This window comes from Arcobacter sp. ISO1, from assembly GCF_058105185.1.
The window spans coordinates 2059832-2082928 of record NZ_CM176573.1 but is presented as its reverse complement, the minus strand read 5'-3'; the positions used below and the strand labels follow the sequence as shown (position 1 = coordinate 2082928).

The following is a 23097-nucleotide window of genomic DNA, read 5'->3' as shown; positions in this document are numbered from 1 at the left end:
TTATAGACAAAATCTCCTTTATTTTTGAACCTTTGTTGGACACTTTTTACCCTCTTTGCTTAGTTAGAATTTATCACTTAAAAAGGAGAAAATTATGTTGACAGAAATTAATAGTTTCTTAAATGACCTTATATGGGGAAATATTTTAATATATTTATTACCATTGTTAGGGGTGTTTTTTACTGTGAGTTCGAGATTTGTTCAGTTTAGATATTTCTTTAAAATGTTTAATATTTTAAGACATACAGAACATGATAAACATGGACATATTAGTTCATTTCAAGCATTAATGCTTAGTGTTGCGGGACGTGTGGGTGGTGGTAACATCGCAGGTGTTGCAGTTGCAATTACATTAGGTGGTCCAGGAGCAGTTTTTTGGATGTGGATTATTGGACTTATTGGGATGAGCACAAGTTTCTTTGAATGTTCACTTGCACAATTATATAAAGAAAAAGATGCACAAGATTCATGTGTTTACAGAGGTGGACCAGCTTATTATGCCACAAAAGCTTTAGGTCAAAAATGGGTTGGTGTTATTATTTCTATTTTAATTATGATTACATTTGGTTTTGCTTTTAATGCAACACAATCTTTTATCATAACTACATCTTTTGAATCTTCATTTAATGTTCCAACATGGATAACAGGTATTTCTTTAACTTTATTTTTTGCCTTAGCAATTTTTGGAGGTATTAAAAGAATCACTAAGTTTTCTGAATTTATTGTTCCAATTATGGCAGTTGGTTATTTACTAATTGCACTTATTGTTATCTCATTAAATTTAAGTGAAATTCCATCTTTAATCTCAATGATTGTACATGAAGCATTTAGCCCTAGTTCTGCAATTGGTGGTGGTATTGGTGCTGTTATTTTACAAGGTGCTAAAAGAGGAATGTTCTCAAATGAGGCAGGATTAGGTTCTGCTCCAAATGTTGCAGCAGTTGCTTATGTAGCCCATCCTGTTCAACAAGGTATTGTACAATCATTTTCTGTATTTATTGATACAATTATTCTTTGTTCTTGTACTGCTTTTATTATTCTTTTATCTGGCGTTTATCAACCAGGAGTTGAAGGTGTTCAAGGTGTACTATTAACTCAAAATGCTTTAATTGAGCATATTGGTCCTTATGGGGGATATTTTGTAACAATTGCATTATTACTATTTGGTTTTTCTTCTATGTTATACAACTACTACTTAGCTGAAAACTCTGTAAACTTTTTTATAAAAGGTAATGTTACTGCATTTAATATCTTTAGAATTATTGTAATTGCCCTTATTATTTGGGGTTCTTTTCAAGATTTAGGTTCAGTATTTTCATTTGCAGACCTTTCTATGGGACTTTTAGCAGTGATTAACTTAATTGTTATTGCCCTACTTTATAAACCTGTTTTACAATTAATTAAAGGTTATGATAGACAACTTAAAGAGGGTAAAAAACCTGTTTTAAGATATAACGATTATAACGATTTTAATATTGACAAAAAAATCTGGAAAGAGATAGTTGATACAATTCAAAACAATAGAGCAAAAGGTGAGAAAGACCTTTGATATTTAGTAGACTTAAGTCTACTAAATATCAAAACTTTTAAGTAAAAATAAGACATTATATGAGTTGGTAAAAGAAAATGACTAAAAGGTTTTTTATGTTCAACAAAGAAGGTATTCCTTTTTTTATTATTACTATTCCTTTTTTAAGTATATTATTTATCTCTTTTTTCACTCTTTCATATTATTTGAAACTCTCAAATGAAAAATTTGAAAAAGATATAAACGAATATAAAAAATTATATGTTTTAGAAAGTAATATTACAAAAAAACAAATTGAAAAAAAGATATCTTTAAAGATAAAAGAACATAAAAAAACAGAAGAAAAATTTAAAAGATTCATTATTATAACTACAGTTTCTATTTTAATTTTCATGGCATTATTTTCATTTTTAATGACTTCGATTATTAATGATTTAATAAAAAAATACAAGATGCAAGTTCAATTTAAAGAGACTAAACTCCAAAGATTAAATAAAAATCTAGCTTCTAAAGTAGAAAAAGGAATAGAAGAAGGAAAAAGAAAAGATAAAGCAATTTTACAACAATCAAAGTTAGCTAGAATGGGTTCTATGCTTAGTATGATAGCCCACCAGTGGAGACAACCTCTAACTGAACTTTCTGGAATTTTAATGGAACTTGAAACTGCAACTAGATTTAAAAAAGTTAATGAATCCCATATTTTAAAATCAATCGAAAGAAGTGATACTATGATTGAATTTATGTCAAATACTATTGATGATTTTAGAAATTTTTATAAGCCAGATAAGATTAAAGAGGATTTTCATTTAGTAGAATCATGTAAAAAAGCTTTAAGTTTAATTAGTGCAACATTAAGTGAAAATCAAATAAAACTTGAATTTGATGTAAGAAAAGATAGTAAAATTCATGGATATCCCACTGAGTTTTCCCAGGTGATTCTAAATCTTTTAACAAATGCAACAGATATTTTAATTGAAAAAAAGATTCAAAATCCTAAAATAAAAATTAGAATTGAAAAAATAGGAAATAGTTCCATAATAATAGTTAGTGATAACGCAGGTGGAATAAAAGAAAAAAACTTTGAAATGATTTTTGATCCATATTTTTCAACAAAAGAATCATCAAAAGGTACTGGCTTAGGATTATATATCTCAAAGCTTATTATTGAAAAAAATATGGGCGGAGAATTAAGTGTTAAAAACGACCAAGAGGGTGCAGTTTTTAAAATAGCATTAATAGGATAATAAATAAAAATGGATGAAGTGTTATTAGAAGATTTAAAAAACATACCAATTTTGTGTGTAGAAGATGAAGATGGAATAAGAAAAACCATTGTAGATACTTTAAAATACTACTTTGATGAAGTTTATGAAGCAAGTGATGGGAATGAAGCTTTTGAAATATATTTAGAATATAAACCGAAAATCATTTTAAGTGATATTCAGATGAAAAACTGTGATGGGATTGAGTTTGTTAAAAAAGTTAGAGAAAATGATATGGCAACAACTATCATTATGTTAACAGCTTATTCAAATGAAGAGTATCTAATGGATTTAATAAATCTAAATATAAACCATTTTATTTTAAAGCCTTTAAATCTAAAAAAACTAAATATTGCTCTTCTTAAATATTTAAAAAAATCCCATAAGCCAATTATGTTATGTGAAAATTTAGCTTTAGATTTAAATAAAAGAGAACTACTTTATAAAGATGAAGAACCAATTATTTTAAGAAAAAGAGAAAAAGAGTTTCTAGAACTTTTATATCAAAGGAATGGTTCAATTTTATCATATACAGATATTGAAGAAGAGCTTTGGATAGACAAAGAGATGACAACCCATGCCTTAAAATCTTTTATAAAAGAACTAAGGGCAAAACTACCAATAAATATTATAAAAAATGTACCTCAAGAGGGTTATTCTTTAAATATCTAAATTGACCACTTTTTCCCTACTTTTATATATTATAATTTTTTAATTATTTGATAAAATTTCATAAAATTAGATAAAAGGGAAAAAGTGAAAAAAGAATTCAGAATTGAAAAAGATTTTTTAGGTGAAAAAGAGATTGAAAAAGATGCTTATTATGGGATTCAAACACTAAGAGCAAGTGAAAACTTTGATATAACTCATACAAGTTTATCTTTATTTCCAACATTTATAAAATCTATCGCAAAAGTAAAAAAAGCTTGTGCCTTAACAAACTATGAGTTAGGTGATTTAACAGATATACAAAAAGATGCAATTATTCAAGCTTGTAATGAGATTATTGATGGAAGATATCATGATCAATTTATAGTTGATCCTATTCAAGGTGGAGCAGGAACTTCAACAAATATGAATGCAAATGAGGTAATAGCAAATAGAGCCTTAGAGATTCTTGGTGAAAAAAGAAGTACATATGAAATTATTCATCCAAATAATCATATAAATATGTCCCAGTCTACAAATGATGTTTATCCAACAGCTATTAAAATTACCTTACATGAATTAATATATAAATTAAAAGATTCTCTTAGATATTTAAGGGATAGTTTTGATGAAAAGGCAATTGAGTTTAAAGATGTCCTTAAAATGGGGAGAACGCAACTTCAAGATGCAGTTCCTATGACCTTAGGTCAAGAGTTTAAAACTTATTCTGTTATGGTAAATGAGGATATAAATAGATTAAAAGATTGCCAAACTTTATTAAAAGAGGTAAATCTTGGAGCAACTGCAATTGGAACAGGGATAAATACAAAAGCAAAATATCAAAGAAGAGTAATTAGTAATCTAAGAGAGGTTACAGGAGTTGATTATATTAGTGCTGGTGACTTAATTGAGGCAACACAAGATACAGGTGTTTTTGTTCATATTTCAGGTGTTTTAAAAAGAGTAGCTATCAAAATTTCAAAAGTTTGTAATGACTTAAGACTTTTAAGTTCTGGTCCAAGAGCTGGATTAAATGAGATTAATCTTCCTAAAAGACAACCAGGAAGTTCAATAATGCCAGGGAAGGTAAACCCAGTAATTCCAGAGGTTGTAAATCAAGTTGCCTTTGAGGTGATTGGTGCAGATACAACTATATCTATTGCTTGTGAAGGTGGACAATTACAATTAAATGTATTTGAACCTTTAGTTGCATATAAACTATTTACTTCAATTAATATAATGAGAAGATCTTTTGATACACTTGCAGATAAATGTATTAAAGGAATAACTGCAAATGAAGATGTTTGTATGGAAAATATTTTAAATTCTGTTACTATAGTAACTTGTTTAAATCCAATACTTGGATATGAAAAAAGTTCAGCATTAGCAAAAGAAGCTCTTGCAACAAATAAAAGAATATATGATATTATCTTAGAACAAGAACTGTTTACAAAAGAAGAATTAGACGAACTTCTTCATCCAAAAAATATGGTAACAAACTATCAAGGGTAAAAATTTAAGGAATAAAATGAATATAACTATTATAAATACTGGTGGAACATTTAATAAAAGATATAATCCCATAAAAGGACAACTTGAAGTACCAAGTGATAACATAGCATTAGACAAGATTATACAATCTTGTCATAATGTAACTTTTGAAATCAAAAATGTTGTTTCAAAGGATAGTCTGGATATGACAGATATTGATAGACAGACTATAACGGATGCTGTAATAGAATCTAAGAATGAAAAGATTATAATAATACATGGAACAGATACAGTTGATTTAACATCTACATTTTTAAAAGAACAAGTAAAAAATAAAAAAATTGTTTTTACTGGGGCAATGATTCCAATGAGCATAGATGAAGTTGAAGCAACAATGAACTTCTCAATGGCCTTAGGTTTTTTAAATGCAGATATTAATGAGGGAATCTATTTAGCTATGCATGGTGTTGTTGTTGATGCAAGTAAACTAAAAAAAGATAAGTCTGTTGGCAAATTTTTAATTCAAGAGTAAAAATGGAAAATTTAGAAAATGAGCTAATAAGTTTTGGTATAATTGCATTAGTAGTGTTACTTTTAGCATACTTAACAAAGAAAAAAGAAGATAGTTTCAAGTAATATTTAATTTTCTACTTTATTTAATTTTTTTCTTGTATAATCCCTTCAAAAAAGGCTTTAGGATGGGTTATGTATAAATTTTTCTTATACTTATTATTACTCTCTACATATAGTTTATCCCAAACAATAAACTATGAAGAAGTAGTTTCACAAACTATAGAAAACAATAATAGACTCAAGCTTCAAGAATTGAATATTGAAGCTTCTAAAATAGATATTCAAAAGGTTAATGGTTTATCATATGGTAAACTTGAATTAAACCATGAAGTGATGAGAACAAATCATCCAGGATATGTTTTTAATTCAAAACTATCATCTAGAGAAGCTTCGTTTAATGATTTTGGGGCTTTAGATTTTACTGGTCCTTCAACAATTGATGTAATACCAGATAATCTAAATAACCCAGAATCTGTAAACAACTTTACTACAAAAGTAACATATGATCTACCACTTTTTACAGGGTTTAAACTCTCAAATCAAGAAGAACTTCTAAAAATAAAAAACCAAGCTCAAATATTAAAACTGACACTTGATAAAAGGGCTTTAGAGTTTGAAGTACTAAAAGCTTATAATGGTGCGGTTGTGGCAAAAGAGTTTATAGAAGCTACAAAACAAGCTAAAAATGCAGTTTCTCAATTTGTAAAATCAGCAAATGAATTTTACAAAGAAGGTTTAGTTACTAAAATTGATACTAAACAAGCAAAGGTTCAAAAGTTAAAAGTTCAAAGTGAAGTTACTCAAGCCCAAAATAAATTTGATATTGCAATTGCGTATTTAAGATTCTTAAGTTCAAATGAACAACTATCAAATGTAAAATCCCTAAAACTTTTTAGGGTAAATAATAAAACCCTAAAATCTTTATACAAAGAGTCAATTGAAAACAGAGTTGATTTAAAAATGCTTGATATTTCAAAAGATGCTATGGAAAAAAATGTCGATTTAAATAAATCTTCTTTTTACCCAAATATCTACTCTCACTTGGAATATGGGTTTAATGACAATACATTAAATTTTGATTCTTCAAAAGACTATTATATGGGATTAGTAGGACTTAAATATACTATTTTTGACACAAGTAGAGATGCAGATTTACAAAAAAGTAAAATAGAACTAAACAAAACTAAACTAAATTTGAATCAACTACAAGATGCAATTAAATTAGAATTAGAAAAAGCTTTTTTAAATCTAAAAGCAAAGGAAAAAATACATCTAGAAAAGATAGAAGCAAAAGAACTATCTTTGGAAGTCTTAGAACAATCTAAACTTATGTATAAAAATCAATTAATATCAATGACTGAACTTCTAAAACAAGAAGCATCATATAGAGAAAATGAAGCCCAATTGATTATGGCTAGCTATGAAAAGTCTATTGCTCAAGCAAGATTAAAACTAGCCCTTGGAAAAAGCTTAAGAGATTAAAGGATTATAAGCAATGAAAAAAAAGTTAATAACTTTAATAATATTCTTAACAAGTGTGATAAATTTAAATGCACTTGAATTAAGTGGAACGGTAATTTCTGATAATGAAAAAATAATTACAAGTAGATATATGGGATTTATTAAAAAAGTATATGTAAGTGAAGGAGATTTTGTTAAAAAGGGTCAGCTTTTATATAAAATAGATTCTTCAAATATTGACAGTTTAAAACGGGAAGCTCAATTAAATCTTCAAATCCAAGAAAACAATTTTAACAATGTAAAAACAAACTATGCAAGATATAAAAGATTATATGAAAAAGATTTAGTTCCAAAATATGATGTTGAGCAACTAGAACTAAAACTAAAAAATATAAAAAATATGATAGCAATTGCAAAGGCAAAATTAAAAGAGGTAAAAGCCCAATATGATTACTTAAAAATAGTTGCTCCAAATGATGGACTAATTATTAAAAAAAGTATTAAAAGTGGTGAGATGGCCATGCCTTCAAGTCCTGCAATTATACTTTCTGATTTAAATTCACTTAAAATTAAAACTGATATTAGTGAAAGTAATCTAAAAAAGATAAAAATTGGAAAAGAAGTAGAAGTTCAAATTGAATCATTAGATTTAAATACAAAAGGGAAAGTTGCCTCAATTATTCCAAACGTACAAAATATGACCCATTCTTTTACCATAAAAATTTCTTTTGACGCAAAGGGTATGAATATATACCCAGGTATGTATTCAAGAATATTTATTAAAGTGGATGAGAATGGAAAACAATAATCTAAATATTGCAGGAAGACTTGCACAAACTTTTATAGACCACCCTTTAACTTTTATATTAGGAACATTTACTTTAATTTTGGGAATATTATCTTTGGAGTTTATGCCAAGGGAAGAAAATCCACAAATAAAAGTTAGTGGTGGTGCCGTAATTGTTGCCCTACCAGGAGCAAAACCAAGTGAGATAAAAAAAGTAGTAATTGAACCTTTAGAGAAGAAGATAAAAGAGATTAAAGGTGTTGAACATATCTATTCTTATGCTAAAGATTCTGTGGGTATAGTTCAAGCGCAATACTACATAGGAGAAGATAAAGAGGAATCAAATCTTAAACTTTATAATCAAATAATGAGAAATATAGATATGCTTCCAAAGGGTGCTATGCAACCTATAGTTAAAACTATGGATATAGATACAGATATTCCAATAGCCACAATAGCTTTTTATCCAAATGAAAAAAAGATTTCCCAAACTGAACTTTTTAATGAAGTAAATAAAATAGCTTTTGAGATTAATAAGATTGATCAAGTTGCCCTTGTTGCTTTAAAAGGAGAAAGAAAAGATCAATACAATATTGAAGTTAATGCTAGTAAATTGTCAGCTTATAATTTATCTCTAGGACAAATTGCAAAACAAATTAAAGCTTTATCTTTAACCACTCCAAATATGGTATCAGATAATTTGCAAGATTCACTAACTGTCTTAAGTATAAAAAATGCAATTGAAAAAAAAGAAGACTTAGAAAATATAATCATTTCATACAATTTTAATACACCAATCTATTTAAAAGAAGTTGCAAAAATTTCTAGAAGTTTTGATATACAAAACAAAAAAGAGGCACTTATTTATACAAAAGATTATAAAAAAGGCTTAAATCAAGTAACCTTAACAGTATCAAAACTAAAAGGTGCAAATTCTGTTACTATAAATGAAAATATTTTTGGATATATTGATTCTATAAAAACTGATTTAGAAAAGAAAAACATAAAAATGGTAATTACAAGAGATGATGGGTATACTGCAAATAATGCAGTTAACTCTTTAGTTCAAAATCTACTTATCTCTATATTGATTATTGCAATATTACTTATATTTTCTTTAGGTTTTAAAGAAGCAATGATTGTTTCACTTCTTGTTCCATCAATTTTGTCAATTACCCTTTTTGTAGGATTTATGATTGATGAAACCATAAATAGAATCACTTTATTTGCATTGATTGTAAGTCTTGGGATGCTTGTTGATGCAGCAATTATTGTGATTGAAAATATAGTTAGACATAAAAAAGAAGATGCTGGTAAAACTGATATAAAAACTATTTCAATTGAAGCTACAAATGAAATAGGTAATGCCACAAATGTTGCAACAATAGCTATTATTATGACATTTATTCCTATGTTTTTTGTAGGAGGAATGATGGGGCAATTTATGCACCCTCTTCCTGTATTTGTTCCCATTGCTCTAATAGTTTCACTATTTGTAGCCTATGTTTTTACACCATACTTTGTAAAAAAATTCTTATAAGGAGATAATAAATGAAATTAGAAAAATTTATTTATAATATTATTGAATCTCCTTTTAAATCAATGTTAGTTTATCTAATAACCTTAGGGCTTTTTGCCCTTTCAATTGCAACATTTCCAACTGAGATTATAAAAGCTAAAATGCTTCCAAGCAAAGATTCTGATACCTTTTCTGTTTATGTTGATTTAAAAGATGGAAGTTCAACAAGACAAACTAAAGAGGTGACTTCTTGCATCTCACAAAAACTAATATCAAAGGACATGGTGACAGATGTTTCTGTATTTATTGGAGAGGGACAACCCCTTGATTTTGCAGCATTAGTTAAACAAAGTGCTTTAAAAGATAAAGAGTCTCAGGCTGAGATTATGGTAAATATCAAAAAAGCTCATAATAGAGATATGAGTAGTTATAATTTTGTTAGTGAAGTTCGAGATGAATTACAATCTTGTTCTAAATATGATGCTAATATTAAGTTAATAGAACTGCCTGCTGGACCCCCAGTATTAGCATCAATAGTTGCAGAAATTTATGGAGGAAATTCTTTTGAAAGTAGAAGAGAATTTTCAAAAAAAATTGCAAAAATCTTAGAGAAACAAGAAACTTTAGTTGATGTTGATATTATGGCAGATGATGAGTATTCTAAATTTGAAATTGAATTAGATAATAATAAAATCATTAAAACAGGTATCTCTTTAGAACAAATTAAAAATGTACTTTATATAGCCTATGAAGGTGTAACCTTATCAGTTGTCAATGAAAATGATACAGAATCACAAGTTCCAATTTTCTTAAGGCTTGATAACTCAAGGGTTTTTAAATCTAATAGTGTTGAAGATATATTAAATAAATTATCTACTCTTAAACTTATGAGTAAAAATGGTTTTTCTGTTCCCCTTAGTGAACTAATAAGTGTAAAAAAAGTGATTAAAGAACCAACCTTAACTTCGAAAAATTTAACACCAATGATAAATGTTATTGCTGAAACAAATAAAGATAGTCAAATATACCCTTTATTAGACGCTAGGGATGCTTTTCTAAACGATTTTGACACAAACTATGAAGTGAGTAAATCTAAGCTTTTAAACCTAGAATTCAAAGATAAAAATACAGGTGAAAAATTTAAACTTGTATGGGATGGAGAACTTAAAGTTACTATTGACACATTTATTGATTTAGGAGGAGCTTTTATTATCGCTTTAGTTTTAATATTCTTCCTTATGGTTATGTATTATAAATCTTTTGCAATCTCTGGTGGAATAGTATTAGCTTCATTTGTCTCAATTATTGGAGTTATCTTTGCACACATAATTATGGATATAATTACAACAGATACATTTTATTTAACTGCAACTTCACTTATAGGATTTATAGGGCTTATTGGTATTAATTCAAGAAACTCTACATTAATCATTGATTTTTCTAAACAATTAGTTGAAGACAAGGGATTAACAATAAATCAAGCAATAGCACGGGCAACAGCCACAAGGTCAAAACCAATTATTCTTACAGTTTTAACTATGGTTTTTGCTTCATCTTTACTTGCAACAGATGCTGTATTTGGAGGATTAGGAGTTGCACTTATTGGAGGAACATTAATCTCCTATGTTGTTTCAATGTTTTTTGTTCCTGTAATTATTAGAAATCAAATGAAAAAAGTTATAAAAAATTAATCAGCAATATGGATTATAAATTCTAATCCATCGCTGAGATTTTTAGCACTAATTTCTCCCCCAATTTTTTCCACAATATTTTTTACTAGATATAAACCTATTCCTGTTCCTTCATCTTTTGTAGTATAATGTTTATCAAATAATCTTTCTAAAGTATAATCACTTACTCCACCCGCATTATCTTTAAAGATAATGCTAAAACCTCTTAAATCTTTTTTTGTATATATATCTATATTTCTAATTCTGCTTTTATTTTGCACAAAGGCATCAATTGAGTTGTTTATTAAATTTATAAACACATGGGTAAACTCATTTTGGTGTACATGTATACAAAAGTCAGGATCTATATCAATATTTAAAATTACATTGTTTTTTACTAAAACATCTTTTAGAAGCATTCTTACATATGTAATTAGCTTCAAAAGTTTAACACACTGTAAATCACCTTTTGGTTTTAAAAAGTCTCTAAACTCCCTAAGTGTAGTGATTAAGTGATCAATGTTATCAATTTGCTCTTGGGCATAGTTCTCAATAATATTTTTATCAATTTTTTCTTTTTTGCACTCATTTTTTATAAACTCTGTTTTAAGCTTAATTCCATTTAATGGGGATATCCATTGATGAATAATTATCTCAATTAACTCACCCATAGAAGCTAATCTTGACTGTTCTTTTAACATTTCAAGTTGTGTAGAACTTTTCTTCATCTCCTCATCAACTTGGTGTTGAAGATTTTCTTTTCTTTCATATTGTTCTTGAATATCTACCAATATAAAAAAATAAAGTTGTTTATTTGTAGGATGTTCTATTGCTTTAATTTGAAATTTTCTAGTTGAATTATCATAACACTTAAAATCAACTTCCAAATCATTTATCAAATAGTCTTTATAAGTCATCCAATTACTAAAAGTACCTAATAAATCCTTTTGTATTAAAGAGGTAATTTTTGTGTTTGTATCAATTTTTTTAAAATATTTTTCCACATAGTTATTAGTTTTTTCTATTTTAAAGTTACTATCTACTATAAAACATGGGATTGGAGCATTAAGAAAAAGGGTTGTAAATTCTTCCTTATTTTCAAGTATATTATCTGGTAATTCTTCATTTTTATATGTTTTAATCTCTTGAATAATACTACGTATATCTTTCTCACTAATAGTATTACTAAGACTCTTATTATTTTTGTTCAATCTTAAAAAGATTTCATGGCTTAAATTATCTTGCATAATTAAATTTTATAAATTATCAAGTTAGCTTTAGTATGCAGTTAAATTACAATAATTTATAATCTCCTATTTATTATTATAAATAACATCTTATCATATATTTTTAATATTTTTTATTAATTTTTTAATATTTATTAAAAAAATATTAAAATATTTAACTATTTTGTATAATTAAGACTAATAATTTCAGGTGTTTTTATAAAGTTGTATTGTAAAAACAGCTCCATTATCTCCATTTCTAACCTTTAAAGAACCTCCACAGTGATCATTTATAATAATTTTACTCATATACAAACCAAGTCCGGTTCCATCTTTTTCACTTTTTGTTGAAAAATATGGATCAAAGACTTTATCAATAATATCTTGCTTAATCCCACTACCATTGTCACTTATCTCAATATAAACATTTTGCTCATCACTATATGTTTTTATTTTTATTTTTGAATCTAGAACTAAGTTTTCAACTAATACATCTTCAGCATTCTTTATTATGTTTAATATAACTTGGTTGATTTCAGTTGCATGAACCATTATCTCTTCATTTGAATTTAGTTCTATTTCTAATTTTATGTTATTTGAATCTAATGAGCCTTTTATGATTGAAACTGAATTATTAATAATATTCTCAAGACTAATAAGAATTTTTTCCTTATCAGTTTTAAAGAAATTTCTAAAGTCATCAATAGTAGTTGATAAGTGAATAGAGTAATCACTTATTAAAGACAACTCTTTTTCTAACTCTTTTTTAGGAAGATTTTCATCTAACATCAATCTTATTAAAATATTATTTGTAGTTGCCGAAATTGCTGTTAAAGGTTGTCTCCACTGGTGGGCAATCATTGATAACATCTCACCCATTTGAGCCAACCTGCTTTGTTGTATCAACTGTTTAGTTTTTTCTTCATTTTTTGCAATCTCTTTTTGGACTTTTTCTTCAAGTTTAATTGTTAAAGAGTTTAATTCTTCTTCAATATCTTTTCTTTTTTGAATATCTCTCCATACATTATGGATTAGTTTTTTATTTTGAAATTCAATTGCTGTAACTACAACATCAAGCCATATTAAAGAGCCATCTTTTTTCTTATGAAGCATCTCAAAAGTGCAATAACCCTCGTCTAATGCTCTTTGTAAATATTTATCTATTAACTCTAAAGAATGACTTCCATCAGGCTGAAAAGTTGGTAAAACATTTTTTCTATGACTATTTATAAACTCTTCTTCATTTTCAAAGCCTAATAATTCATATGATTTAGAATTACATTTTACTATCTTAGGCTCTCCATCTATTGTTGCTAAAAAAACACCATCAGATGATTCATTAAAAGTTTTTTCAAAAAGAATTTTTTGAGAATGTAGTTCTAAGGTCTTTTCTTCAAGTTCTTTTGATTTTGATTCAATGTTTTTATTTGCTTCTTGGAGTTTTTTATTATGAGTATTTAATACTATTTGTCTATATATCATAATTATAAGAATAATTAAGATTACAATAGCAATTTGCCAAAACTTTGTATAATCAATGAAATTCTCATATTTTACAGACATCCATTTATTTTTTAATTCTTGTACCTTTGCAATTGAAATAGATTTGATAGCTTTATTTACAATTGAAACTAATAAATCATAATCATCTCTAATCATAATTCTAAAATCAAGATTGAATTCTGTAGTACCTGATATTTTTATATCATTAAAACCATATTTTCTAATATAGTGTGATAATTCAGGAAGAATACCTATAGTTGCATAAACCTCATTGTTTGATAATGCTTTTAAAGCATTAAATTTATTATTATAACTTGTGAACTTAATTTTAGGATATTTATCAATTAAAATTTTATATATTCCTGTACCCTTTACTATACCAACAGTTTTCCCATCTAAAATAGCTGTATTAGTAATATATCTTTTATCAAGTTTAGTTGCAATTGCAAGGGGATAAGACATATATGGAATTGAGAATTTACTATACGAAAGTTTATCCTCTGTTATAACTGCAGCAATTGATAAATCAGCCTCTTTATTTTTTATTTTCTCTTCAATTTCTTCAAAACTATCGACAACCTTACAAGAAGAATCAATCAAGGCTTTTTCTTTTATTATGTTCCAAAAATCAACAGATATTCCAGAAGGCCTATCTTTTATAAAAATAAATGGATGCCAATTAGTAGAGATACATTTAAATTTTTTCTCAACTAAAAATAATCGTTCATCTACTTCTAGCTCATCAATAATATTAATTTTCTCTTTCTCAAAACCATAGGTATCAATCCATTTTTTTCTTAAATTTGTCCACTCTATTTTAGAAATAGAATCAAAAGATTTTTTCATGATTTCATAAAGAGTTTTATTCTCTTTTGTTATTCCAAACCTTAAATCTGTTTTGTTTAGGTTTGGTAGATTTAATTCATCTAACACTTTCATATTAGTGTACTGTTTATTTTTAATTGCATTTTGAGTACTTAAAAGGTGTCCAAAAATAATATCTACTTCACCAAAAGCTAAAGCATCTAATTTTTTCTCAAAACTATCATATTCAACTATTTCAAATAAATTTAGATCTTCAATCATTTTTTTATAGAAAATATTTTTTGTCATACCCAATCTCATGTTTTTTAATGAGTTTAAATCTTTGTAGTCTGTTAAATCTTTTCTTGAAAAAATCATTAAAGGGATTTCATAATAAGGTTTTGTGTAGTTTGTAAAACTTAATCGATTATCTTTGTAAGAGATTGCATCGATTATGTCAATTTGTTTTTCTTTAAATTTCTTTAGATTAATTGGCCACTTATTAACTTCATATTCAAAGGTTAAAGAACTCTTTTCTGATATTAATTGTAAAATATCATAAGAGAATCCTTCTAGTTTTCCATTTTTTAAAATAGAAAAAGGTGGAAAGTCAGGTAACATTGCTACCTTAACTTTATTCTTTTTTATATAATCTTTTTCTTCTTGTGTAAAATTTAGTTCTGCAAATAGTGTAAGGTTAAATATTGATAGTAAAAGTAAGAGTTTTAACAATCTACTCATAAATCATAAACCATTGCAATTTCATCACAAATAGGAAAGTGTTTACATCTAATACAATCAGCCCATATTTTATGTTCTGGTATCTTCTCTTTCTCTATTTCATAAAATCCCAATGATTCAAAAAAACCTTTTTGATAAGTTAATGAAAGTATTTGTTGTAAACCTAAGGATTTAGCCTCTTTTATACAAGCTTCAACCAATTTCTTACCTAATTTTAAACCTCTAAAGTTTTTAGACACAACTAAACTTCTAACTTCTGAAAGTCTTGCAGAATGCACATGTAAAGCAGTAAAACCTGCCATTACACTATCAACTTCCACAACTGTATATGATCTAATTGTATTAGCCATTTCATCTTCTGTTCTAAGAAGAATAATTCCATTCTCAACCTCTTCTTTAACTAAAGATTGCATTGTTTCAATATGGCTAACATCTGGTTTATAAAATTTAATTTCCAAAAAGATATCCTGTAATTCTGTCTTGAAGTTCTTGTAAACCTCGTTTTTTTAAATTTGAAATAAAAATACCCTCTGGGTATTCTCTTTTTAATTTTTGTAAATCATTTTGTTTCAATTTATCAATTTTTGTAAAGGCATTTATGATAATTTGATCACCTCTTTTTATTGTCTTTAAAAACTCATCAACATTTTGATCAATTACTAAATCTGTATGTCTAGCATCAATCAAATGAACAAAAATCTGTAAACATGGTCTTTGTTCTAAGTATCCAGTTAAATTTTTATTCCAATCCCTTTTTAAACTTTTTGAAACCTTTGCATATCCAAAACCTGGTAAATCAACAAACCTAGAATAAACATAAGGCAACTCTTCACTTTGGGTTTTAAATTTAATATCAAAATAGTTTATTAACTGTGTTTTTCCTGGAGTAGAAGATGATTTAGCTAAACCTTTTCTATTTGTAAGGGTATTTAATAAAGAAGATTTTCCAACATTACTTCTTCCTAAAAAAGCAACTTCTGCCTTATCTGGACTTGGAGAGTCCATAATACTTTGGGCTGAAGTTAAAAACTGTGCATCAACGATTTTCATTATTTCTTCTCTTCTTTATTTTTATCATTATTATTAACATTAATAATAAATCTTACTGGTTTATTTTGAGTTCCCTTAACTTTTGCATTACCTGTTAATTGATTAATAAAAATTGTTTCCCCAAAAAGTTCCCTTTGCTCTATTTCTTCTTTTACATAACCATTACCAATGATTGTATATTCCTGTTTTTTTGGAGAATAGATAACTCTATTTCCTTTCCCTTTATATACTTTTCCATTACTATGAATTTCAAAATCTGCATTTCCTGAAGCTACATATTTAAATGGTGTATTTGACTTAGCCTTTTTATTAGCTTCCATAAAAATCTCTAATTTGTAAGCATTAAGTTTATCTTTACCCATTTTTAATTTTACATTTCCTGTAAAAATAGTTATCCCTTTTGAATCATCTGATTCAAAACTATCAGCATCAATAATTAATTTATCATTTGCAAAAATCAAAGTTGTAAAAAACAACAATGTTATAAAAAATTTCATTTATTAATTTCCTTTATTTGTATCAATTTCAAAATGAGTATTCTTAGCACTCATATAATATTTATTTAAATCAAGATAAATATTTTTACCCTTTATATAGTTTTCATAATAATTGCCATCAAAAGGTTTTGAATTAAACGCAATTTTTGTTTTTGCATTATAATCTAATTCATCAGTATTTAAATTAATATAATCATTTCTAGTAAACTTTACATTATTTAAAAACTTAAATTCATCTGCTCTTTTCACAATTTTATCAGCTACTAGTGTATCAGTTATAATATCACCATTTGAATTTGTATTTCTTGTAGTTAAAGAGCCATTATGCAATACATCTCTTGTTTTATATCTAATTGCCTTCGTTGAGTAAACTATCCTATTCATATTTTGTGGACTTAATGTGTACATTATTGAATCATCAAATACTAAAAGGGGCAAATCTTTAATTGATTCTTTTTTGTCAATTCTATCAACAGGGATAAAGTAACTAAAAGTTGCAAGAATCAATAAAGCTAAAACAAAAACTCTTATAACCATGCTTTAATAAAATCCTCTTCTATTCCATCTTCTTTTATGATATGTTCAATCATTTCTCTGACTGCGCCTTTACCACCATAAGAGTTGCACTGGATATTTACAATCTTTTTTATATATTTTGAGCCATTAGCTGGAGTAAAAGATATTCCAGCTTTTTTTAACATATTATAATCGTTCAAATCATCACCAATAGCTGCAACTTCACTCCAAGAGATACCCTCTTCTTCTAAAATTTTTTCTAAAACTTCATCTTTATTATGAACACCTTGATATAGATGTTCTATTTTTAAATCTTTTGCTCTTCTTTCAACTATTAAAGAGTTTCTTCCAGTGATAATTGCAGCTTTTTTACCAAGTTTTTTTGTCCATGTTGCAATTGCTAAACCATCTGCAACATCAAAGGTTTTAAGTTCATCACCACTATTTGAATATGTTATTCCACCATCTGTTAATGTTCCATCAACATCAAGAACAATTAACTTAATCATAAAACACCTTTTGTACTTGGAACTCCAAGCTTTTCATTTTTTGCTAGTGCTCGTCTTAAAGCAACAGCAAAGGCTTTAAAACTAGCCTCTAAAATATGATGTTTATTTCTTCCTCTTTCATTTATGATATGTACAGTTAGACCTGCATTTCCTGAAAGTGCATGGAAAAACTCTTCAGCTAACTCAACATCAAACTCTCCAACTTTTCCAGTTACATTAACCTCATAAACTAAAAAAGGTCTATTTGATAAATCTAAAGCACATGTTGTAGCTGCTTCATCCATTACAACTGTTGCATTTCCATATCTTTCAACATTTTCAATTGGGAAAATTTCATCTTTTAAAGCTTTTCCTAAAACAATACCACAATCTTCAACTGTATGGTGAGCATCAATATGCAAGTCACCTTTACAAGTTAAATCAATATCAATACCACTATGCTTTGAAAGTGCTTCAAGCATATGGTCAAAGAAACCTACTCCTGTATCTATTTGAAAAGAACCATTTCCTAATATATCAACTCTACATTTAATATTTGTTTCTTTAGTTTGTCTATTTAATTCTGTCATCTATTTTCCTATTCAGCAATAATCATTGCCCCAGTTAAACCATTTTTATTTCTATAATCTCTAGCTTCTTCTTCTGATCTAAATCCAGCAATCCAAACTCTATTTATTGGTCTACTTTCAAAAATGCCTTCTTTAATAACAACATTATACCTATCTTCTAAAGCTATTTCAAATTTTCTTTTTGTAATTTTTGCACCTTCAAGTCTTCTAAAAGCACCAACTTGAATATAATATTTACCAACAGTTGCTGTCTCTTGTTTTTCCTCTTTTGTTCGGGCAATTTTTGCATGGAATCCTAAAACTGTAATTTTAACCCTTGCAGTTCCTTTTTTTACCATATCTATATCATGGGCAGCTTTATTTGAAAGGTCAATTATTCTTCCACTAACAAATGGTCCTCTATCATTAACTCTAACTATTGTTGATTTTCCATTTTCTAAATTTTCAACTTTAACCATTGAGTTCATCGGTAAAGTTTTATGGGCAGCAGTTTGAGCATACATATCATAAATTTCGCCATTTGAAGTTCTTTTTGCATGAAAATTTGGGCCATACCAAGAGGCAATACCCCTTTGTGTATCCCCAACCTTTGCTAAAGTTGGATAATACCATTTTCCAGCAATTTTATATGGTCTCATAGTTGCTCTATGCATAGCTTTAGAGTTTTTGATTTTTTGAGTTCCAAGTGGTTTATTCACTTTTTTACCAAGTATAGGTATGTAACTACTATAATTTGTCGATTTTGAAGAACACCCAGTAAATATTACTCCAAAAGCCAAAGCTGAAAAACCAAATTTAATTATTTTATCTGATAACAAGTCTATCCCCTATTTTAAGAAAACTACTTTTTAGATTATTGTCCTTCATAATTTTCTTCACATCAACCTTATATTTTCTAGCAATTGAATATAAAGAATCTCCACTTTTAACAGTGTATCTTTTTTTAGAAGGTCTACTACTAATTTTGAAAATATTCCTATTTTTTATCATATCATTTGGAATAGGTAATAAAAGTTTTTGCTTTAACGATAGAAAAGATGATTTTAATTTATTTTGTTTTTTTATCATTGCAACTGTAATATTATACTTTCTTGCTATACCAATTAAAGTATCTCCACTTCTTACAGTATGAACAGCATAAACTGTATCTTTAATGCTATTTTTATTTAAATTAAATCTACTTAATCTACTATAAGGGATATTAATTGTGTAGAATTTTTGGCTAGGTGGAACAATTCCTCTTTTAAGATGTTTATTTAATTCATATAACTCTTCATATTTCATCCCAATTGCTTTTGCAATATTGTTTAAATGCCAACCACCCTTTACAGGAACAGTTGCTATTGTTTTTGAAATACCAATATTTAGTAGGTGCGAGTTATCATTGTTTTTTATAAAATTTTGAGAATTCAACATAGCTAATGAGATGATTTTTCTAATATATCTTCTTGATTCCTTTGGAAGATATTGTCTATCTAAACCTTTTTGCTCCTGAAGTAAATCTTCAATATCAGGAGTTATTCCCCAAGTTTTAACCTCCTTATACACTTTTCTTAATTTATAATAAGAGATTCTTCTTTTTTGATATTTTGCAATAGTTTTTCTAAATTCATATATCTTTTTACTTCTTTTTTGTGATGGGTGTTTTTCAACATAAATATCTAAAATAGCTCTTGTTAATGCTTCAACAACCCTTCCTTCACCACAGTTATATGCAATTGCAGCTAAGTACCATTTATCAAATCTACCATGTAATGCATTTAGATATTTTGCAGCAGCAACAGTTGATTTAACAAGATCCATTCTCTCATCAACATAAAAATCATTTTTTAATCCATACATTTTTGCAGTTCCATGCATAAATTGCCAAAGACCAGTTGCTCTTACATAAGATTTAGCATCAATATCAAAGTTTGATTCTGCCATTGCCATATAAATAAATACATCTGGAATATTTTGTTGTCTTAGTATATCTTTTACTCTTGGTACAAATAATGATGCTTCATTAAGTTTTTCTACGTAATTATGGGAATTTCTTCTATTTTGAAATTGCTCATACACCTCTTGAAGTTTATAGTCAGTTATAAAAGAAGATTTTATATCTAAATCTTCTAAAATTTGTAAATCTCTTTGTGTGAAATTTGAACCTATTAAGGATGCATAAGAATAAATAGAAAAAACAAAAATAAGTAATAATAGTTTTTTCAAATTCACTTTCCTATATATAAAAATAGACAATATCATATCTAAATTATCGTAGAAAGTTCCTTAAATAGCCTTATTGCATTATTAGTAGTAAGATCTTCAACCTCTTCTTTTGTCATATCTAATAATTCAGCCATCTTACTAGCTACTAGATTTGTATAAAAAGGTTCATTTCTTTTCCCTCTATGAGGATGCGGTGTTAAGTACGGACCATCAGTTTCAATAATAAGCTTTTCCTTTGGAATCTTTGGTAAAACCTCTACAAGTTTTTTTGCATTTTTAAATGTTAATACTCCACCTATTCCGTAATAAAAATTATGTTCAGCTAAAGGCAGTAGATGTTCACTTGCATTATAGCAATGTAATACTCCACCAACCTCTTTTGCATTTGTATCAATTAATATTTCTCTTGAATCATTAGAAGCATCTCTAATATGAACAATAAGAGGTTTATTTACTTTTTTTGCAAATTCAATTTGAGCTTTAAAAACCTCTTTTTGTTTTTTTATATTTAGTTTTTTTTCTTCTTCATCTTCAGGGAGTCTAAAATAATCAAGTCCACATTCACCAATTGCAATACATTTTGGATGATTAACATATTTTTCCATAATTGTTTCATCATACATATCAATATCATAAGGATGAATTCCAACAGCAAAAAAAACTTCATCATATTTTTCTGCTAGCTTTATAGCTTGAGGTAAGTCATTAAAATCTGCCCCAGGAATCAAAAAGCCTTTAACTTCATTTTCAAGTGCACGATTTATAACTTCATCTATATCTTCATAGTATTGTTTATTATCAAGATGTATATGTGTATCTATTATGATGCGAAATACCTTTTCTCAATTAAGTTTAATAAACCATTGATATCTTCAATATCATCAGTTTTAATCCAAGCATCAACTCCAAAGTTTTTGAAGGCATCAAAATCACCTTCATCATCAATCAATGCAATAGAAGTAAATTTTTCAGAACACGCTTCTGACTTGTTTTCTTCAAAATCAAATATTGTGTTAATATCTATAATAGCAATTTGTGCATCACCACTACTACTATTTTCAAAATGCTCAACGTCATGCTTAGAATCTATTACAGATTCATCAAAATCACAAAAAGTTACAATTTTCATATACGACTCCTAAAGAAGGTTTTATAAATTCTATCCAAAAAAAAATAATAATAAATTAAAAATTAGATTTTTTAAAGAATATATCTCGCTGTATCCTCATTTTCTACAATATCTTCAAGTTTCTCTTCCACAAGTTCTTTTGTGATAATAACTTTTTCACCTGACATTTCATCAGCTTCATATGAAATATCTTCAATAACCTTTTCAATCACGGTATGAAGTCTTCTTGCCCCAATATCTTCAGTCTTTTCATTGGCACTTACTGAATATTTTGCAAAGGCTTTAATAGCTTCATCATCAAACGCTAATTCAACTTTTTCTACTTCTAAAAGTGCCTGATATTGTCTTAAAAGAGAATTCTTTGTATTAGTTAATATTTTATATAAAGCTTCTTCATCAAGGTTTTCTAATTCTACTCTTAATGGAAATCTTCCTTGTAACTCAGGAAGTAAGTCACTTGGTTTACTAACATGAAAAGCCCCAGCTGCAATAAATAAAATATGATCAGTTTTAACTTGACCAAATTTGGTATGAACTGAACTTCCTTCAACAATTGGAAGTAAATCCCTTTGAACACCCTCTTTACTTGGGTCTTGATTTTGAGATTTTGTTCCTGTAGCAATTTTATCAATCTCATCTAAGAAGATGATTCCACCATTTTCAGCTCTTTTAACTGCTTCTATTTTAATAGCTTCATGGTCAAGTAAAGAATCACTAGCTACATCTTTTAATAATACTTTTGCATCTTTTATTGTAACTTCTTTTTTGATTTTTTCTTTATTTAAACCACCAAGCATCTTACTTAAACTTTCTTGCATAGAGCTCATATCCATTGGCATTGATGAATCAATAATTTCAACATGAGTCTTTTTAGGAACTTCAATCTCTATCTTTCTTTCATCAAGTTCGCCACTCAGAAGTTTTTGTTCCATTTTATTATAAGTTTTAATAAATGATTCTCTTGCACTATCACTTGCACCTTCAGGAAGTGGTGGCACTAGTTTTTCAATTATTTGCTTATTTACTTCATCATCAATTTTATCTTTGATTTTTTCTTCAAACTCTTTTGTTACTAAATTAATTGATTCATAAACTAAATCTCTAATCATAGATTCAACATCTCGACCAACAAATCCAACTTCAGTATATTTTGAAGCTTCAACTTTAATAAATGGCAATCCCATCATTTTTGCAAGTCGTCTAGCAATTTCTGTTTTACCAACCCCTGTGCTTCCAATCATCAAAATATTTTTTGGCATTATCTCTTCACGTAAGATTGGCTCAACATTCATTCTTCTATATCTATTTCTCAAAGCTAGGGCAATAGTTTTTTTAGCATTATCTTGCCCAATTACATAATCATCTAAATATTTTACAATTTGCTTTGGTGTCATTTCCATTTAATA

22 protein-coding genes are annotated in these 23097 nt (G+C 27.4%); 9 read left to right on the top strand and 13 right to left on the bottom strand.

Annotated elements, in window-relative coordinates; genetic code table 11:
• Positions 1–94 precede the first annotated feature (94 nt).
• The 9 genes from AC2TY9_RS10355 to AC2TY9_RS10315 all read left to right on the top strand — a co-directional run bounded on the left by AC2TY9_RS10355 (position 95) and on the right by AC2TY9_RS10315 (position 10960).
• Entirely contained in the window at positions 95–1549 is a 1455-nt protein-coding gene (locus AC2TY9_RS10355; RefSeq protein WP_489777381.1) for an alanine/glycine:cation symporter family protein, read from the top strand.
• Positions 1550–1644: 95 nt separating this feature from the next.
• Entirely contained in the window at positions 1645–2772 is a 1128-nt protein-coding gene (locus AC2TY9_RS10350) for a sensor histidine kinase (RefSeq protein ID WP_489777380.1), read from the top strand.
• Positions 2773–2781: 9 nt separating this feature from the next.
• The gene (locus AC2TY9_RS10345; protein ID WP_489777379.1) at positions 2782–3462 is read left to right on the top strand and encodes a response regulator transcription factor; all 681 of its coding nucleotides are present in this window, start codon (positions 2782–2784) and stop codon (positions 3460–3462) included.
• A gap of 84 nt (positions 3463–3546) precedes the next feature.
• Positions 3547–4950, top strand: a complete 1404-nt coding sequence (gene aspA, locus AC2TY9_RS10340) for an aspartate ammonia-lyase (RefSeq protein WP_489777378.1) — start codon at positions 3547–3549, stop codon at positions 4948–4950.
• Between the two features lie 16 nt (positions 4951–4966).
• The gene (locus AC2TY9_RS10335; RefSeq protein WP_489777377.1) at positions 4967–5461 is read left to right on the top strand and encodes an asparaginase domain-containing protein; all 495 of its coding nucleotides are present in this window, start codon (positions 4967–4969) and stop codon (positions 5459–5461) included.
• 173 nt (positions 5462–5634) lie between these two features.
• Positions 5635–6984, top strand: a complete 1350-nt coding sequence (locus AC2TY9_RS10330; protein ID WP_489777376.1) for a TolC family protein — start codon at positions 5635–5637, stop codon at positions 6982–6984.
• 13 nt (positions 6985–6997) lie between these two features.
• The gene (locus AC2TY9_RS10325; RefSeq protein ID WP_489777375.1) at positions 6998–7771 is read left to right on the top strand and encodes an efflux RND transporter periplasmic adaptor subunit; all 774 of its coding nucleotides are present in this window, start codon (positions 6998–7000) and stop codon (positions 7769–7771) included.
• A complete protein-coding gene (locus AC2TY9_RS10320; RefSeq protein WP_489777374.1) occupies positions 7758–9290 on the top strand; it encodes an efflux RND transporter permease subunit in 1533 nt (510 codons plus the stop codon). The genes AC2TY9_RS10325 and AC2TY9_RS10320 overlap by 14 nt, the downstream gene beginning before the upstream one ends.
• Positions 9291–9301: 11 nt before the next feature.
• Entirely contained in the window at positions 9302–10960 is a 1659-nt protein-coding gene (locus tag AC2TY9_RS10315; RefSeq protein ID WP_489777373.1) for an efflux RND transporter permease subunit, read from the top strand.
• Here the strand turns inward: AC2TY9_RS10315 and AC2TY9_RS10310 are convergent.
• From AC2TY9_RS10310 to hslU, 13 genes are all read right to left on the bottom strand, one after another.
• A complete protein-coding gene (locus AC2TY9_RS10310) occupies positions 10957–12186 on the bottom strand; it encodes a sensor histidine kinase (protein WP_489777372.1) in 1230 nt (409 codons plus the stop codon). The two genes, AC2TY9_RS10315 and AC2TY9_RS10310, sit on opposite strands and share 4 nt — an antisense overlap.
• 186 nt (positions 12187–12372) lie before the next feature.
• Positions 12373–15213 (bottom strand): transporter substrate-binding domain-containing protein, encoded by a 2841-nt coding sequence (locus AC2TY9_RS10305; protein ID WP_489777371.1) that lies wholly within the window; start codon positions 15211–15213, stop codon positions 12373–12375.
• Complete coding sequence (locus AC2TY9_RS10300; protein WP_489777370.1) at positions 15210–15671, bottom strand: N-acetyltransferase; 462 nt, start codon at positions 15669–15671, stop codon at positions 15210–15212. Before AC2TY9_RS10300 ends, AC2TY9_RS10305 begins: the two co-directional genes overlap by 4 nt.
• Positions 15661–16263 carry a ribosome biogenesis GTP-binding protein YihA/YsxC gene (gene yihA, locus AC2TY9_RS10295; protein WP_489777369.1) on the bottom strand — a complete coding sequence of 201 codons (603 nt, stop codon included), beginning with the start codon at positions 16261–16263 and terminating at the stop codon, positions 15661–15663. The genes AC2TY9_RS10300 and yihA overlap by 11 nt, the downstream gene beginning before the upstream one ends.
• Positions 16263–16760, bottom strand: a complete 498-nt coding sequence (lptA, locus tag AC2TY9_RS10290) for a lipopolysaccharide transport periplasmic protein LptA (RefSeq protein WP_489777368.1) — start codon at positions 16758–16760, stop codon at positions 16263–16265. Before lptA ends, yihA begins: the two co-directional genes overlap by 1 nt.
• A gap of 3 nt (positions 16761–16763) precedes the next feature.
• On the bottom strand, positions 16764–17297 hold the full coding sequence (locus AC2TY9_RS10285) for a hypothetical protein (RefSeq protein ID WP_489777367.1): 534 nt from the start codon (positions 17295–17297) through the stop codon (positions 16764–16766).
• A complete protein-coding gene (locus AC2TY9_RS10280) occupies positions 17288–17785 on the bottom strand; it encodes a KdsC family phosphatase (RefSeq protein ID WP_489777366.1) in 498 nt (165 codons plus the stop codon). The genes AC2TY9_RS10285 and AC2TY9_RS10280 overlap by 10 nt, the downstream gene beginning before the upstream one ends.
• Positions 17782–18354, bottom strand: coding sequence for an imidazoleglycerol-phosphate dehydratase HisB (gene hisB, locus AC2TY9_RS10275; RefSeq protein ID WP_489777365.1), 573 nt, complete (start codon positions 18352–18354; stop codon positions 17782–17784). Before hisB ends, AC2TY9_RS10280 begins: the two co-directional genes overlap by 4 nt.
• Before the next feature lie 8 nt (positions 18355–18362).
• On the bottom strand, positions 18363–19172 hold the full coding sequence (locus tag AC2TY9_RS10270) for a septal ring lytic transglycosylase RlpA family protein (protein WP_489777364.1): 810 nt from the start codon (positions 19170–19172) through the stop codon (positions 18363–18365).
• Entirely contained in the window at positions 19159–20562 is a 1404-nt protein-coding gene (locus AC2TY9_RS10265; protein ID WP_489777363.1) for a lytic transglycosylase domain-containing protein, read from the bottom strand. The genes AC2TY9_RS10270 and AC2TY9_RS10265 overlap by 14 nt, the downstream gene beginning before the upstream one ends.
• Before the next feature lie 38 nt (positions 20563–20600).
• Positions 20601–21389 (bottom strand): TatD family hydrolase, encoded by a 789-nt coding sequence (locus AC2TY9_RS10260; RefSeq protein WP_489780427.1) that lies wholly within the window; start codon positions 21387–21389, stop codon positions 20601–20603.
• On the bottom strand, positions 21383–21691 hold the full coding sequence (locus AC2TY9_RS10255; protein ID WP_489777362.1) for a hypothetical protein: 309 nt from the start codon (positions 21689–21691) through the stop codon (positions 21383–21385). The genes AC2TY9_RS10260 and AC2TY9_RS10255 overlap by 7 nt, the downstream gene beginning before the upstream one ends.
• A gap of 71 nt (positions 21692–21762) precedes the next feature.
• Positions 21763–23091, bottom strand: a complete 1329-nt coding sequence (hslU, locus tag AC2TY9_RS10250) for an ATP-dependent protease ATPase subunit HslU (protein WP_489777361.1) — start codon at positions 23089–23091, stop codon at positions 21763–21765.
• Between the last annotated feature and the right edge of the window lie 6 nt (positions 23092–23097).

Coding starts and splice junctions, on each gene's coding strand:
- AC2TY9_RS10355 (WP_489777381.1), top strand. CDS start 95: ATGTTGACAGAAATTAATAGTTTCTTAAATGACCTTATATGGGGAAAT.
- AC2TY9_RS10350 (WP_489777380.1), top strand. CDS start 1,645: ATGTTCAACAAAGAAGGTATTCCTTTTTTTATTATTACTATTCCTTTT.
- AC2TY9_RS10345 (WP_489777379.1), top strand. CDS start 2,782: ATGGATGAAGTGTTATTAGAAGATTTAAAAAACATACCAATTTTGTGT.
- AC2TY9_RS10335 (WP_489777377.1), top strand. CDS start 4,967: ATGAATATAACTATTATAAATACTGGTGGAACATTTAATAAAAGATAT.
- AC2TY9_RS10330 (WP_489777376.1), top strand. CDS start 5,635: ATGTATAAATTTTTCTTATACTTATTATTACTCTCTACATATAGTTTA.
- AC2TY9_RS10325 (WP_489777375.1), top strand. CDS start 6,998: ATGAAAAAAAAGTTAATAACTTTAATAATATTCTTAACAAGTGTGATA.
- AC2TY9_RS10320 (WP_489777374.1), top strand. CDS start 7,758: ATGGAAAACAATAATCTAAATATTGCAGGAAGACTTGCACAAACTTTT.
- AC2TY9_RS10315 (WP_489777373.1), top strand. CDS start 9,302: ATGAAATTAGAAAAATTTATTTATAATATTATTGAATCTCCTTTTAAA.
- AC2TY9_RS10310 (WP_489777372.1), bottom strand. CDS start 12,186: ATGCAAGATAATTTAAGCCATGAAATCTTTTTAAGATTGAACAAAAAT.
- AC2TY9_RS10305 (WP_489777371.1), bottom strand. CDS start 15,213: ATGAGTAGATTGTTAAAACTCTTACTTTTACTATCAATATTTAACCTT.
- yihA (WP_489777369.1), bottom strand. CDS start 16,263: ATGAAAATCGTTGATGCACAGTTTTTAACTTCAGCCCAAAGTATTATG.
- lptA (WP_489777368.1), bottom strand. CDS start 16,760: ATGAAATTTTTTATAACATTGTTGTTTTTTACAACTTTGATTTTTGCA.
- AC2TY9_RS10285 (WP_489777367.1), bottom strand. CDS start 17,297: ATGGTTATAAGAGTTTTTGTTTTAGCTTTATTGATTCTTGCAACTTTT.
- AC2TY9_RS10280 (WP_489777366.1), bottom strand. CDS start 17,785: ATGATTAAGTTAATTGTTCTTGATGTTGATGGAACATTAACAGATGGT.
- hisB (WP_489777365.1), bottom strand. CDS start 18,354: ATGACAGAATTAAATAGACAAACTAAAGAAACAAATATTAAATGTAGA.
- AC2TY9_RS10255 (WP_489777362.1), bottom strand. CDS start 21,691: ATGAAAATTGTAACTTTTTGTGATTTTGATGAATCTGTAATAGATTCT.
- hslU (WP_489777361.1), bottom strand. CDS start 23,091: ATGGAAATGACACCAAAGCAAATTGTAAAATATTTAGATGATTATGTA.